Source organism: Nocardioides sp. LHG3406-4 (genome assembly GCF_049897745.1).
In the GTDB taxonomy this organism is placed as follows: Bacteria; Actinomycetota; Actinomycetes; order Propionibacteriales; family Nocardioidaceae; genus Nocardioides.
The window spans coordinates 282073-296219 of record NZ_JAFCWV010000005.1 but is presented as its reverse complement, the minus strand read 5'-3'; the positions used below and the strand labels follow the sequence as shown (position 1 = coordinate 296219).

7 protein-coding genes are annotated in these 14147 nt (G+C 70.2%); 6 read left to right on the top strand and 1 reads right to left on the bottom strand.

Annotation, left to right across the window (positions count from 1 at the left end; translation table 11 throughout):
* Positions 1-106: 106 nt before the first annotated feature.
* Both ACP7BP_RS18205 and ACP7BP_RS18200 read left to right on the top strand, forming a co-directional pair.
* Positions 107-1912: a sensor histidine kinase gene (locus ACP7BP_RS18205; RefSeq protein ID WP_426246640.1), complete on the top strand. Its 1806-nt coding sequence runs from the start codon at positions 107-109 to the stop codon at positions 1910-1912.
* 10 nt (positions 1913-1922) lie between these two features.
* Complete coding sequence (locus tag ACP7BP_RS18200) at positions 1923-3728, top strand: sensor histidine kinase (RefSeq protein WP_426246638.1); 1806 nt, start codon at positions 1923-1925, stop codon at positions 3726-3728.
* Between the two features lie 85 nt (positions 3729-3813).
* On the opposite strand, the gene ACP7BP_RS18195 is transcribed toward ACP7BP_RS18200, so the two are convergent.
* Entirely contained in the window at positions 3814-7263 is a 3450-nt protein-coding gene (locus ACP7BP_RS18195; protein ID WP_426246637.1) for a M4 family metallopeptidase, read from the bottom strand.
* A gap of 476 nt (positions 7264-7739) precedes the next feature.
* Here ACP7BP_RS18195 and ACP7BP_RS18190 point away from each other — a divergent pair, with 476 nt between their 5' ends.
* From ACP7BP_RS18190 to pgsA, 4 genes are all read left to right on the top strand, one after another.
* Positions 7740-10097, top strand: a complete 2358-nt coding sequence (locus tag ACP7BP_RS18190) for a DNA translocase FtsK (RefSeq protein WP_426246635.1) — start codon at positions 7740-7742, stop codon at positions 10095-10097.
* Positions 10094-11869, top strand: coding sequence for a RodZ domain-containing protein (locus tag ACP7BP_RS18185; RefSeq protein ID WP_426246633.1), 1776 nt, complete (start codon positions 10094-10096; stop codon positions 11867-11869). Before ACP7BP_RS18190 ends, ACP7BP_RS18185 begins: the two co-directional genes overlap by 4 nt.
* A 63-nt stretch (positions 11870-11932) precedes the next feature.
* Positions 11933-13348: a 30S ribosomal protein S12 methylthiotransferase RimO gene (gene rimO, locus ACP7BP_RS18180; protein ID WP_426246631.1), complete on the top strand. Its 1416-nt coding sequence runs from the start codon at positions 11933-11935 to the stop codon at positions 13346-13348.
* Positions 13348-13983: a CDP-diacylglycerol--glycerol-3-phosphate 3-phosphatidyltransferase gene (pgsA, locus tag ACP7BP_RS18175; protein ID WP_426246629.1), complete on the top strand. Its 636-nt coding sequence runs from the start codon at positions 13348-13350 to the stop codon at positions 13981-13983. Before rimO ends, pgsA begins: the two co-directional genes overlap by 1 nt.
* The last annotated feature ends 164 nt before the right edge of the window (positions 13984-14147 follow it).

Below are 14147 nucleotides of genomic sequence, written 5' to 3'. Positions count from 1 at the left end.
CGGCAAAGGACTCACGCATGGGGCAGGCGGTCCCTATTCTTGGTCAGTGGCCCGCCTGTGGCGGTCACGTTGTCCACCCCACCCGCCGGGCCGCTCGGAGGAAGCGATGCAGGATCTCGATCCTTCACGTGCCGAGGGCGTTCGGCGACTCTTCGACCTGATGCGCCGGGTCAACTCCTCGACGGAGACCGCCGAGGTGCTCGAGGAGATCGCCCGGGGCGTGGTGGAGGTGCTCGGCTTCGGGGTGGCCGCGATCGCGCGTCTGGAAGGCGACTACCTGGTGATGACCGCCTGTGTGGGACCGGAGGACGTCCGCACCCAGATCATCGGGCGGCGTACGCCCAAGCAGCGGATCATGGACGAGTTCCGCCAGGCCGACAAGTGGGGGATCCTGCGCTACGTGCCGCACGGACGGGTGGACGACGAGTTCCTCGACAACGCCTGGATCCCCGACTACGAGCCGGAGGACGCCCCGGAGGCCTGGCACCCCGAGGACGCGCTCTACGCGCCGCTCTACTCCGCCACCGGCGAGCTGCTCGGCAACATGGCGGTCGACTTCCCACCGGGCAACCGCATCCCCAACCAGGCGCTGCGCGACCTGCTCGAGCTCTTCGTCGTGCAGGCCGGTCTGGCTCTGTCCAACGCCCAGCAGCGGGAGCGGCTCGCCGAGCAGGTCCGGCTGGGCGAGATCGTCAAGGACGTGGCCACGGCCTCCAGCCTCGTGGGTCTGGTCTCCACGCTGGAGCGGTCCGCCGAGGCGCTGGCCCACGGCTTCGGAGCCGTGCAGGCCTGGATCCGCTGCTTCCCCGACGGCGAGCTCGGGCGCAGCGAGCACGCGGCGGGCTACCCGGCGCCGAACCCGGCCGATGCCGGGCTGGCCGTGCTGCGCCGCGACCTGGGACGCACGGCCTGGCCGCAGGGCGCGGCTATCCACCTGACGATCGACGCGGAGCGGTCCCGAGCCCTTCCCGAGGCCCGCGAGGCCCTGCAGGACCTGATGCGCAAGTACCACGCCCGCAGCCTGGTCGCCGCCCCGCTGGGCGTGGGGGTCGAGCTGCTTGGCTACCTAGTGATCATGCGGGACACCGACCAGGCCCTCAACGAGCACGAGCTGGCGGCGGTGCGAGAGATTGCCCGTGAGCTCGGCCGCATCGTGCTCAACGCGCGTCTGTACGAGCGCGAGAGCCGGCTGGTGGCCGAGCTGCAGGAGCTCGACCGCTACAAGGGCGAGCTGATCGCCACCATCTCGCACGAGCTGAAGACACCGTTGACCTCGATCATCGGTCACACCGAGCTGCTCGACGAGTCCGAGCACGGCTCCATGTCGGTGCGCGCCATCGCCCGCAACGCGCAACGCCTCAACCAGCTGATCGCGAACCTGCTCAACTACTCCCGCGTGCAGGACAAGCGCGAGCACGTCAGGCTCCCGGTCGACCTCGCCGAGCTGTGCCAGAACAGTCTCGAGCTGCTCCAGTTCCAGGCCGAGGCCAGCGGGGTGCGCTGGACGCTCTCCCGCACCGACGGTCGGGTGCTGGTGAACGGTGATCCCGACGAGCTCGGCCGGATCATCGACAACATCATCGGCAACGCGGTGAAGTACTCCCGTCCGGGCGGCGAGGTCGAGGTGCGCGTCAGCGACGACGGCGAGATGGCACAGGTCGCGGTCTCCGACAACGGCCTGGGCATCTCCCAGGTCGACCAGGGCCACCTCTTCTCCGCGTTCCACCGCTCGAGCAACCCCGAGGCGCTGTCGATCCCGGGGACCGGCCTCGGCCTGGCGATCTCGCGTCGGATCGCCGAGATCCACGGTGGCGACATCACCGTGCAGTCCGAGCTCGGTGAGGGCAGCACGTTCCGACTCCGCCTTCCGAGGGCCGCGAACCTGGGCAGCGCCTCGGCGCCGGCCTCCTGAGCGGCCGACGATGTACGACGACGACTCCTTCGATCCGACGCGCAACCAGAGCATCGCGCGCCTCTTCGAGCTGATGCGACGCGTCAACTCGCCCAACGACACGCACGACGTGCTGGGTGAGGTCGCCCGCGGAGTCCTCGAGCTGGGGTTCGGGGCGGTGGCGCTCTCCGAGGTCGACGGCAACGAGATGGTCGTCACCTACTGCGAGGGCCCCCCGGCCCTTGCGGAGGCCATTCTCGGAGACCGTGACCCGGTCGATCTCATGCTCGAGCTGATGGAGAACGGGGAGCACTGGGGCATCCTGCGCTTCGTCCGGCACGACCTGGTGCCGACGTGGATGCGGGACGGCTCGATCTGGACCCCGGACATCGAGGTGAGCGACGACCCGATGGCCTGGCATCCCGAGGACATGCTGCTCGCGCCGCTGTACTCCGCGACGGGGGAGCTGCTCGGGACGATGGGGTTCGACCTTCCTCCCGGCGGCCGGCTCCCGGACGAGGACCTGCGAGAGCTGCTCGAGCTGTACGTCGTCCAGGCCGGCCTCGCGCTGTCGAACGCCCGCCAGCGAGACGAGCTGGCCGAGCGGGTGCGCCTCGGAGAGACGGTCAAGGCGGTGGCGATGACCGCCAGCCTGATCGGGCTCGACTCGACCCTGGACGAGTCCGCCGAGGTGATGACCCACGGCTTCTCGGCCCTTCAGACCTGGATCCGGTGCTTCCCAGAGGGCGAGGCCGGTCCGAGCGAGCACGTCGCCGGCTACCCGGTGCCCAACGAGCCCGGCGGCGGCATCCAGGGCCTGCGGCGCGACCTGTCCCGCACCGCGTGGCCCAGTGGTCGGCCCGTGCAGCTGTCGGTCGACCAGAAGGCCTGCCCCGAGCTGCCCGAGAGCCAGCTGGTGCTCCAGGCCAGGATGCGCGAGCACGGCGTGACGCACGTGGTGGCGGCGCCGATCGGCGTCGGGCAGGAGATGCTGGGTCTGCTCGTGATGGCCCGGCTGGCCGAGCCGGGACGGTTCAACGAGCGTGAGCTCTCCGCAGTCGCCGACATCGCGCGCGAGCTCGGCCGGATCGTGCTCAACGCGCGCCTGTACGAGCGTGAGAGCCGACTCGTCGCCGAGCTGCAGGAGCTCGACCGCTACAAGTCGGAGCTGATCGCCACGATCTCCCACGAGCTCAAGACGCCGCTCACCTCGATCATCGGCCACGTCGAGCTGCTTGACGAGGTCGAGCTCGGAGCGACGTCGGTCAAGGCGATCGCGCGCAACGCCCAGCGCCTGGACCGGCTGATCACCAACCTGCTCAACTACTCGAGCCTGCAGGAGAAGCGGGCACATGTACGCCGGCAGGTCGATCTCGAGCAGCTGTGCCGCAACAGCGTGGAGCTGCTCGCGTTCCAGGCGGAGTCGGCGGGCATCTCGTGCACCCTCGCCACGACGGGCTCACCCGTGCTCGTGTCGGGCGACCCCGACGAGCTGGGCCGCATCATCGACAACCTGGTCGGCAACGCCGTGAAGTACTCCCGTCGCCACGGCCGAGTCGAGGTCCAGGCGGCGTACGAGGGAGACACCGCGGTGGTGACGGTGAGCGACACCGGGCTCGGCATCTCGCAGGTGGACCAGAGTCACCTCTTCTCGGCGTTCCACCGGTCCAGCAACCCCGATGCGCTCTCGCTGCCCGGCACGGGCCTCGGGCTGGCGATCTCGCGCCGGATCGCCGAGCTCCACGGCGGTGACATCACCGTGGAGTCGGAGTTCGGGGTCGGCAGCACGTTCTCGCTTCGCCTGCCGCGTCAGGCCCGCCTGTCGTCGGTGTCCTGAGCGACGTTCCCCGGTCGGGACGACGGAGGCCCCGCCGGATCGGATCCGGCGGGGCCTCGCTGTCCTGCGCGCTGAGCTGACTGCGTCAGCGGCGCCTGACCTTGAACTTCACCTTGTCACGGCTGCCGTCGGCGGCGTTCGAACCCGTGTAGACGGCGACCAGCCTGTGCTTGCCGATCTTGAGGGTCCTGGTGATCATCAGCTCCGCCTTGCCGTTGTCGAGCACCCGGCTGCCGATCTTCTTGCCGTCGAGGAGGAACTTCACGCGGCCGGTGACCTTGGCCCCGTCGATCGTCCTGACCTTGGCGGCGGCCTTGATGTCGTCCTTGAAGACCGGCTTCTTCGGGAAGATCTTCAGCCGCGTCTTCGAGTCGTCCCTACCGGATCCGGGGCTCACGGTGACGGTGACCTTCCCAGTCGCCGGCGCCATCGCCTCGCTGCCGGAGTAGGACGCGGTCATCGTGTGGACACCCACCGGCAGGTCCGCAGGCAACGGGATGGTCGTGGTGCCACCCGCCAGCGTCCCGGAGCCGACTGTGCTTCCGTCGGCCTTGGTGAGGGTCACGTCACCGGTCGGCGCGCTGCCCATGGAGCCGTCTCGCTCCACGGTCACCTTCACCGACGAGGCCTGACCGAAGGTCGAAGGCTCCGGCAGGTGCACGCCGGAGACCTTGGCCTTCAGCTTGCACTGCATCAGCTTGATGTTGTCGACCCACCAACCGCTGACGCCACCACATCCCTCACGCCCGATGTCGAGGCGGAACTGGACGGTGTCCCCGCCCTCGATGCCGAGCGCCGTCAGATCGATGACGGAGGTGCCCCAGACAGTGGTGTTGGTGCCACCGTCGGTGCCGGTGAAGGCTTCTTCGCCGGCCATCGGGTTGGTGTTGCCGGCAGCGGCGGGGAGCAGCACGTCGGGAGCGTTGAGGGTGTACGCCGAGGCTGGCACGGTCTCGAACCCACCCCCGTTGATGCTGACCTTGACGTTGCCACCGTCGACGTTCAGCTCGGTGGCGATGGAGTGCTCGAAGGACAGGCGCGGCGCCCTCAGCGTGCCGGCCGGCAGCTCGATGACCGGAGCGATGATCGAGTCCCGGCTCGAGAAGTCTCCCGGTCCACCCACGCACTGGCCGATGCGGCCGTCGGCATTGCCGAAGGCGACCCGGCTCGAGTGACCCTCCGCGTCGGTGACCGTGGTCCACTCCCTCGCGAGTCCTCCGTCGTAGACGATCTCCTGGTCCTTGCCCCAACCGGCGAGACCGTTCTCGAAGTCCTCGCTCCAGAGGACGTCCTCGGCGAAGCCGTCACCACAGGCGGGTGCCCCGCCCTGCTCGAACAACGGCTGGAAGTTGCACTGAGTCGGCTCCTTGCGAAGCTCGACGGCGGCGATGGCGTTGGCCACCTGGGCGCAGTCGGCGGCCGCTACCGGGGTTGCCGGAGTCGGGGTCGCATTCGCGGCCACGGTCAGGGTGTTGATGGGTTGACCGACCATGTCGTTGCAGGCCGCCGTGAGGGCGTCAGCGTGGTCCACGAAGTCGGTCGTCGGCGTCTGGTAGGCGGTCATGGCCCGGTAGTAGATGGCTGCTGCCTTGTCCATGCCGATGCCGGTGACCGTCACTCCGTTGTAGCTGCCGCCGTCGACGAGCAGCGCGTAGCCGTGGTTGGGCACGCCCGAGTTGCTGTGCACCCCGCCGGCGTCGGAGGTGTCGCAGAAGTACTCCGCGTCGGAGACCTTGCCCGGGTCACCGTGACAGGTGGGCATCCACATGTCCCGGATCGCGGCCTGTGAGGGATTGGTCGGGTTGAACGCGGGCGCGTCCTCGCCGACCAGCCAACGGTGGGACGGCGACTTCGCGGTGGTGGTGGCGTCCTTCATCGTCACGTTCACCGTGGCACCGGCGGTCAGGGCCGAGCTGATGCGGCTGCGGTCAGGCAGGCTGATGCCCACGGACGGGATAGTGATCGGCGTGGTGATCAGCGGGTCGTCGGCGAGCCCGAAGGGCGCCACGCCGGTGTTGTTGCCGATCACGGCCCCGATCCCGCCTGCCTGCTGGATGTTCAGGGTCTTCGTCTTGAACGAGCAGGTGCCACGGTCGGCCAGGGCGATCTTGCCCGCGACAGCCGCTGCGTTGGTTAGGGGTGTGCACGCGTCGGTCGTGATCGGTCCGGCCGGGTTGGCCGCGTCGACGGCCAGGACGACGTTGCCCGTCAGGCCCGCAGCGGTGACCTGGGGACCGTAGGCAGCCGCGCCGGCAGGGCAGATCTTCGCGATGCTGGCAGGCGAGTTGATGACGAGCTGCGGCAGGGCCGGGCTGTGCTGCGAGCACTCGCCGTCGGCACGCTTGGTGAGATTCTCGTCGGCGTCCATGCGTCCGTTGATGAGGTCGACGGTCTCGCCCCAGATGTCGGAGTAGGACTCGTTGAGGGCTCCGGACTGCCACTGGTAGATGAGGCCGTGCGTCTTCTCGGTGTATGCGTGGCCCCACTCGTGGGCCACCACGTCGTCGGCGGTGACGCCGTCGCAGTAGTTGGTCGTGATGCCGTTCCAGTTGGCGTTGGGGCAGTCGATGCGGCCGTCGTTGTTGACGGTGGTCATGCTGTGGCCTGCACCGTCGTAGGAGTCGCGGCCGAACACGTTCTTGAAGAACCAGTAGGCCTCGCCCGTCCCGATGATCTCGTTCTGCTGGTCCACGTTGAGGCTGCCCGGGAACGGGTCGCCCTCGTTCCATACGTTGGTGAAGGTGGTCGGGTCATCCGAGCCGGCCGCCTCGAGGAGATGACGCTCGAGCGCGTCGTGGATCATCGAGTAGCGGTTGATGAGCTTGCCGGAGTTGGCGTCGACGAACACCATGTCGCGGATGTTCGCGCCGTTGCTCACCTCGACCACATAGGCCAGGACGGCCTTGCCGGTCTCGCCCTTGGTCGAACCCATCCGGTAGATCACCAGATCGTTGGTGACCGCCTTGACACCGGAGGTGTCAGCCTTGCCGTCCGCCCCTGGCGGCATCGCCTTGACCGCGCCGACCGCGACCTTGGCCGCGGCGCTCGCCGAACGGGCAGGGTTGGTGTCGAGAGCGAGGTCGGGCGCGGCGTACCCGTTGACGGCGGTGAGGTCGCCCTGCTCGTCCAGGTTGGCCCGCAGCATGGACCCGAAGACCGGGACGCCTTGGAACTCCTGGGTGTAGGTGACCGTCCAGCCGGCGCTGCTCTTCTCGACCGGCCCCTGCTTGAGCTCACTCGGGCGGGCACCGAAGTTGGCGGCGTACTTCCCGAGGTAGGCGTCGGCCTTGTCGGCGGCCGCGCTCGCGGAGCTGCCCTTCACGGAGGGCATCAGGTCACCCTGACCGTCGAGTCGGACGAACCCGACCTCTCCGGTGGCCGACTCCTTCGAGATGTCGACGCTGCCCTGAGCCTGGTTCTTCATCTGCTGAACGAGTGACGGCTCGGCCGCCTGTGCCTGCATCTGGACCGCCGGGATGACCGCTAGGCCGGCTCCTGCGACCGCCAGGGCGATGCCCTGCCTGAGGAACTTCACGTGTCTTCCTCCAAAAGTGAGTGACGGCCCAAGCCCGAGCGGCGAGGGTGACCCGCGTCACCTTATGAACGAGTTCCTTACACGTAAAGGGCGCAGCGGCAACTTCTTGTCACGTCTCCGGCCGGGGGCGATGTGCGCCTGACCTGCCGCTGCGACACGCGCCCGCGTTCGCCCTGTGATGCATGGGGCTGGAGTGACTGATCCCGTAGGGTCGCAGCATGGCGACCCGTACGTCTTCCCCGCCGGGGTCGCGGAGCTCGAGCACGTCCAGGAGTGGTTCCACGAAGTCGGCCTCGCGGTCGGGTTCTAAGTCCGGAACCACCGCCCGGAAGGGTTCGAGCACCCGATCCCGGAGTACCTCCAGCCGAGGTGCGTCCAAGCAACCGACCCGGCGCCCTGCCCGGCGTCCTGCTCCGCGCGCCGTGCGCAGCGGCCCCGGCCCCGTCTCCCGCGCCTTCTCCGGCATCGGTCGTGCCGTGTCGGCTGTCTGGCTGGGCGTGGCCCACGCCATCGGCTCGCTCGCTCGCAGCATCGGGCACAGCGCCCGCGACCTCGACCCGGCCCACCGCCGCGACGGTGTCGGCCTCTTCCTCTTCGGTCTCGCCCTGGTCGTCGCCGCCGCCGTGTGGTGGCAGCCCCCGGGCGGATTCATGGAGTTCGTCCGCTCGGCGGTCGCCGGCTCCGTCGGCAAGGTCGGGTGGCTGGTGCCGCTCTGGCTCTCCTTCCTGGGCTGGCGCACCCTGCGCGACCCCGAGCACAACGGGCCGGCCGGCCGGCAGGTCATCGGCTGGTCGGCGCTGTGCCTCGGGGTGCTCGGCATCGTGCACATCGCCAACGGCAACCCGCAGCCGGAGCTCGGCGACGCCAGCGCGCTGCAGGAGGCCGGCGGTGCCGTCGGCTTCGTCGTCTCCAGCCTGCTGCTCGACCTGCTCCGCACGGCGTACGTCGTGGTGCCGCTGCTCGCGCTGCTCGGTCTCTTCGGTCTGCTCGTCATCACGGCCACGCCCGTCTACCAGGTGCCGGCCAGGCTCGCCGCCACCCGCGACCGGCTGCTCGGCCGCACCCCCGCCGGCGCCGACGGTGAGGACGACACCCAGCTCACCCAGCCGATCCGCACCCGTCGCCGCGGGATGCTCGACGAGATCGACCCCGACCTCGGCGACCCGGCGTACGACAGCCCGGTCCTGGAGGACCGTGAGGTCAGGAAGCGCCGGCGCAAGGGAGCGGTTGAGAGCACCGACGTGGGCCTCGACCTCCTCGCCGACGCTCCGACAGAGGTCACGCCCCCCGTCGGCGACGACCGCGTCGAGCCGCCCCCGCACACCCCGCTGCCGCCGAGGGTCGAGCAGCTGGCTCTCTCCGGCGACGTCACCTACACCCTGCCCGCCAACGAGGTCCTCAAGCCCGGCTCGCCGCACAAGGCGCGCTCGAAGGCGAGCGACGACGTCGTCGGTCGGCTGACGCAGGTGCTCGACGAGTTCGGCATCGACGCCCAGGTCACCGGCTACACCCGGGGCCCGACCGTCACCCGCTACGAGGTCGAGGTCGGCCAGGCGGTCAAGGTCGAGAAGGTCACCGCGCTGTCGAAGAACATCGCGTACGCCGTCGCGAGCGCCGATGTCCGCATCCTCTCGCCGATCCCCGGCAAGTCGGCCATCGGCATCGAGATCCCCAACACCGACAAGGAGATCGTCAGCCTCGGCGACGTGCTCCGGTCGGGCATCGCACGGGCCGACCACCACCCGATGGTGGCCGGGCTCGGCAAGGACGTCGAGGGCGGCTTCGTCGTCGCGAACCTCGCGAAGATGCCGCACCTGCTCGTCGCCGGCGCCACCGGCTCCGGAAAGTCGTCGTTCATCAACTCGATGATCACCTCGATCCTGATGCGGTCGACACCCGACGAGGTGCGGATGATCCTCGTCGACCCGAAGCGGGTCGAGCTCAACGCCTACGAAGGCATCCCGCACCTGATCACGCCGATCATCACCAACCCCAAGAAGGCCGCCGAGGCACTGGCCTGGGTCGTGCGCGAGATGGACATGCGCTACGACGACCTCGCCAACTTCGGGTTCCGTCACATCGACGACTTCAACAAGGCGGTGCGGGCCGGCAAGCTCGAGGTGCCTCCTGGCAGCGAGCGCACGCTGTCGCCGTACCCCTACCTCCTGGTGGTCGTCGACGAGCTCGCCGACCTGATGATGGTCGCGCCGCGCGACGTGGAGGACGCCATCGTCCGGATCACCCAGCTCGCCCGTGCTGCCGGCATCCACCTGGTGCTCGCCACCCAGCGACCCTCGGTCGACGTCGTCACCGGCCTGATCAAGGCCAACGTGCCGTCGCGCCTGGCGTTCGCCACGTCCAGCGTCACCGACAGCCGCGTGATCCTCGACCAGCCCGGTGCCGAGAAGCTCGTCGGCCAGGGTGACGGCCTGTTCCTGCCGATGGGGGCCGGCAAGCCGGTGCGCGTCCAGGGCTCGTGGGTCACCGAGGCCGAGATCCACCAGGTGGTGAAGGCCTGCAAGACCCAGCTCGAGCCCAGCTACATCGACGATGTCACCGCCCCGGCGGCCGCCAAGCGCGACCTCGACGACGACATCGGCGACGACATGGCCCTGGTCGTCCAGGCCATCGAGCTGGTCGTCTCCACGCAGTTCGGCTCGACGTCGATGCTGCAGCGCAAGCTCCGCGTCGGCTTCGCCAAGGCCGGCCGGTTGATGGACATCATGGAGAGCCGCGGCGTCGTCGGGCCCAGCGAGGGCTCGAAGGCGCGAGACGTGCTCATCAAGCCCGACGAGATCGACGCCGTCATCGCCACGCTGGAGGGGGACCGATGAGCGCAACCGAAGTCCACGACATCCACGACCCGTACGACGACGACGCGCAGGACCACCGAGGCCGCACTCTGAGCATGGCCCCCGGACCGGTGGAGGTACGCCGCAACGCGGGGCTCGCCGCGGCCGTCGGTGCGGTCGCCTCGACGATCGCGATCATGTACCTGCGCCGAGCCGTGATCACCGGGTCACCGCTCGACTGGGTGCTCGCGGCCGCCATCGGCGCCCTCGGAATCGGCTGGCTCGCCGCCCTGGTCGACGCCCGCACGCCCTTGCTGGTCGCCGACGCCCAGGGCGTCCGGATCCGCCTGGGCCGCTCGTGGCGCGGCCTGCCGTGGGGTGCCGTGGCGCGGGTGGAGCACACGCCCCGCGCGGGCCTGAGGCGAGACGGCCGGCTGGTCGTCGTACCGCACAACCCGGAGCGGCTCGTCGAGGAGCTCGACGCCAGCGCCTCGCGCCGAGCGCGGCTCTCCAGCTGGCTGTACGGCGCCCCGCTGGCCATGCCGCTCGGCCTGGCCACACGAGTCGTGGGCACCGACGACCTGGCTGCGTCCCTGGCCGCACTGGCCGACCGGAACACCGAGCTGGTCGTCATCGACGCCGACCCCGAGCCCGACGCGGGCTCCGAGCTGCCGCAGGACCTGCTGCCCGGCCAGACCCGGGACGACGAGTCCGACGACTCCCGGCCATCCCTGCCGCCACTGGTGCGCGACCCGCGCCCGCTGCTGGCTCTCGGCATCGCGCGGGTCTCCGCGCTGCTGCCTCGTCGCGAGCAGGACGAGCATGAGCAGGACGACCATGAGCAGGACGGGGAGGTCGACGAGGACCTCGACGAGACTGCGGTGGACACCACAGTCGCGACGCCGACTCCCGACCCGACCCGCGCCCCGGTCGTGGGGGCCCGCGCAGAGGTTCGCCACGTCGACGAGGCACCCGCAACCCGGCCCGTCGTCGAGATGGTCGAGGACGACCAGGTCTGGGGCGACCGGGTCCGCCCGATCGCCCGCGAGGGCAACGCGGTCGCGCCGCTGGTGATGGACGAGCTCGGCATCGAGCCGGCCAGTGACCCGGTGGTCGGACCCGAGCTCAGGGCAGCCCGTACCCGCCTCAGCCTCACCGTCGACCAGCTGGCTGAGCGCACCCGCATCCGGCCGCACGTCATCGAGGCGATCGAGGTCGACGACTTCGTGCCGTGCGGCGGCGACTTCTACGCCCGCGGACACCTCCGCACGCTGTGCCGCGTGCTCGGCATCGACGTCGCGCCCCTCCTGACGGCCTACGACGACCGGTACGCCCACGCGCCGATCGACCCGCGCCGGGTCTTCGAGGCCGAGCTGGCCACCGGCTCGCACGGCAGCATCCGGGGCACGCGCGGCGGACCCAACTGGTCGATCGTGGTCGCCGTCGTGATGGCGCTGGTGCTGGCCTGGTCGATCGCCCGCCTGGTGATGGACGCGCCGAGCGAGCTGCGTGGCGTCGAGCCGGTGCTCAACGGCTCCGGTGGCCCGCACGGCGGGTCTGCGAAGGCGGCCGACCCGGTCCCGGTCGAGATCTCGGCGGTCTCCGGCGGGGCCCACATCGTGGTGCGGGACAGCACGGGCGCGGAGGTGTTCAGGGGCAACCTGGCCATCGGCGAGAGCAAGATCGTCAAGGCGTCCCCGCCGCTGCGGGTCCAGACCTCCGACGGGGCCGTGACGGTCTCCGTCGACGGCCGCGACCGCGGTGCCGTGGGGGAGCCCGGCGAGGCAGTGCAGGGCACCTACGCCGCGGAATGAGGCCCCCGGGGTGCCTCACGGCATACTCGAACCACGATGAGCACCACCACTGAGCAATCACCCATGAGCGTCGCCGTCGTCACTCTCGGCTGCGCGCGCAACGAGGTCGACTCCGAGGAGCTGGCGGGACGGCTCGAGGCCGGGGGCTTCGCGCTGGTCGCCGACCCGGAGGACGCCGACACCGTGGTGGTCAACACCTGCGGGTTCGTCGAGGCGGCCAAGAAGGACTCCGTCGACACCCTGCTGGCTGCCGCCGATCTCAAGGAGCACGGCCGGACGCAGGCCGTCGTCGCGGTCGGCTGCCTGGCCGAGCGCTACGGCAAGGACCTCGCCGAGTCGCTGCCCGAGGCCGACGCCGTGCTGGGCTTCGACGACTACCCCGACATCGCGGCGCGGCTGCGCGCCATCGTCGCGGGGGAGAAGCACCAGTCGCACGTGCCCGCCGACCGGCGTCGCCTGCTGCCGATCTCGCCGACGGAGCGCGACGCCAGCGCCGTCAGCGTGCCGGGACACGCAGCCCCCGACCTGCCGGCCGGCCTCGCACCCGAGAGCGGCCCCCGCGCCGTACGCCGCCGCCTCGACGGCGGTCCGATGGCCCCGCTCAAGCTCGCCAGCGGCTGCGACCGCCGCTGCTCCTTCTGCGCCATCCCGAGCTTCCGCGGCTCGTTCGTCAGCCGCCGCCCGAGCGACGTCGTGCAGGAAGCCCGCTGGCTCGCCACGCAGGGAGTTCGGGAGCTGTTCCTGGTCAGCGAGAACTCCACCTCCTACGGCAAGGACCTCGGCGACCTGCGCCTCCTCGAGACGCTGCTGCCCGAGCTGGCCGGCATCGACGGGGTCGACCGCGTCCGGGTGTCCTACCTCCAGCCCGCCGAGACCCGGCCCGGGCTCATCGAGGCGATCGCGTCGACTCCGGGCGTGGCGGCCTACTACGACCTGTCGTTCCAGCACGCGAGTGCCTCCGTGCTGCGTCGGATGCGCCGCTTCGGCGACCCCGAGAGCTTCCTCGGCCTGCTCGAGCAGATCCGCACGCTCGCCCCCGCGGCCGGCGTGCGCTCCAACGTCATCGTCGGCTTCCCCGGCGAGACCGAGGCCGACCTCCAGACGCTGTGCGACTTCCTCGAGGCGGCGCGGATGGATGTCACCGGCGTCTTCGGGTACTCCGACGAGGACGGCACCGAGGCGGCGACGTACGCCGGAAAGCTCGACGACGACGAGGTCCGAGCGCGCACCGAGCACGTGACGGCCCTGGTCGAGGAGCTGAACTCCCAGCGCGCCGAGGACCGCATCGGCGAGGTCGTGGACGTCCTGGTCGAGGACGTCTCCGACGGTGAGGTGGTCGGCCGGGCGGCGCACCAGGGGCCCGAGGTCGACGGCACCACGTCCCTGGTAGACCTGCCCGGCGCGGTGTCGGTGGGCGACCTGGTCGCCGCCGAGGTCATCGGCACGGACGGGGTCGACCTGATCGCGAGGAGGGTGTGATGAGCGAGGCCGGCGCCGCGAAGGCGAGCAACGTCAACGTCCCGAACATGCTCACCGCCCTGCGCATCGTGATGGTGCCGTTCTTCGGCTGGGCGCTGCTGCACGACGGCGGCGACTCGACGCTGTGGCGCTGGGTCGCATTCGGGATCTTCGCGGTCGCGATGATCACCGACAAGGTCGACGGCGACCTGGCGCGCAAGCACGACCTGGTCACCGACTTCGGCAAGATCGCCGACCCGATCGCCGACAAGGCCATCACCGGCATGGCGTTCATCGGCCTCTCGGTCGTCGGCGACATCTGGTGGTGGGTGACGATCCTGGTGCTGGTCCGCGAGTGGTCGGTGACCCTGCTCCGCCTCTCGGTGCTCAAGCACGTCGTCCTGCCCGCCAACCAGAGCGGCAAGATCAAGACCACCGTGCAGGCGGTCGCCCTCAGCGGCCTCATCTGGCCGCTGCCGCACGGGGACGCGCACGGCGGCAACTTCGACGCGTGGGGCGGCCTCGGGGAGGCGCTCTTCTACCTCAGCCAGGTGGCCCTGGCGGGCGCGGTCGCGATGACGCTGTGGTCCGGCTACGAGTTCTTCCGCGACGTGTGGCGCCAGCGGGCGGTCGTCAGGCGTGGCACTCGAGCCTGACCGGCACACCTGACCGGACACCTGACCTTGTCGCCAGAGAGGCATGGCCCTTTGGTGTCACGGTGGAGTAGTCCCTTCGGGTTATGGTGGCGTGCGTCACCACCATCCACATCACGGAGGAACACAACTGTGTCGAAGAGTACGGGGACTACACGCAGCCCACT

Bases quoted from the DNA above. Each gene is read 5' to 3' on its own strand.
- ACP7BP_RS18205 (WP_426246640.1), top strand. From the start codon at position 107: ATGCAGGATCTCGATCCTTCACGTGCCGAGGGCGTTCGGCGACTCTTC.
- ACP7BP_RS18200 (WP_426246638.1), top strand. From the start codon at position 1,923: ATGTACGACGACGACTCCTTCGATCCGACGCGCAACCAGAGCATCGCG.
- ACP7BP_RS18185 (WP_426246633.1), top strand. From the start codon at position 10,094: ATGAGCGCAACCGAAGTCCACGACATCCACGACCCGTACGACGACGAC.
- rimO (WP_426246631.1), top strand. From the start codon at position 11,933: ATGAGCGTCGCCGTCGTCACTCTCGGCTGCGCGCGCAACGAGGTCGAC.
- pgsA (WP_426246629.1), top strand. From the start codon at position 13,348: ATGAGCGAGGCCGGCGCCGCGAAGGCGAGCAACGTCAACGTCCCGAAC.